The sequence below is a fragment of the Clostridium sp. CTA-7 genome (assembly GCF_054768095.1).
The window spans coordinates 1-558 of sequence record NZ_BAAAAV010000028.1; the positions used below are offsets into that span (position 1 = coordinate 1).

General features: G+C 43.4%; 2 tRNA genes and 1 rRNA gene. All 3 read left to right on the forward strand.

Features of this window, described 5'->3' with window-relative positions:
• Positions 1-123 (forward strand): 16S ribosomal RNA (locus ACYUEX_RS18695); the annotation flags it as partial.
• A gap of 104 nt (positions 124-227) precedes the next feature.
• Positions 228-303 (forward strand) — tRNA-Ala (locus ACYUEX_RS18700).
• 3 nt (positions 304-306) lie between these two features.
• Positions 307-383, forward strand: a tRNA-Ile gene (locus ACYUEX_RS18705).
• Positions 384-558: the final 175 nt, after the last annotated feature.

Sequence of the window (558 nt, forward strand, 5' to 3'; positions counted from 1 at the left end):
GGCAATACCCAAAGTTCGTGAGCTAACCCGTAAGGGAGGCAGCGACCTAAGGTAGGGTCAGCGATTGGGGTGAAGTCGTAACAAGGTAGCCGTAGGAGAACCTGCGGCTGGATCACCTCCTTTCTATGGAGAAATCTAGTAAGCAAGAAGCTTATCTAGTATAGTTTAAAAGAAGGTTTAAACTTAACTTCTGTTCAATTTTGAGGGATTTACCTCAAAATTAATGTGGGGGTATAGCTCAGTTGGGAGAGCACTTGCCTTGCACGCAAGGGGTCAAGGGTTCGAATCCCTTTACCTCCACCACATGGGTCTATAGCTCAGCTGGTTAGAGCGCACGCCTGATAAGCGTGAGGTCGATGGTTCGAGTCCATTTAGACCCACCATTGTTCTTTGAAAATTGCACATGAATAAAAAACAACTTTAATTAACAACGTTAATTGAGAAGTGACAACAAGCCAAAAATATTCTTTGTGAATAACTTTGTAATTTATAAAACCATAAAGGTCAAGCTACAAAGGGCACATGGTGAATGCCTTGGCATCAGGAGCCGATGAAGGA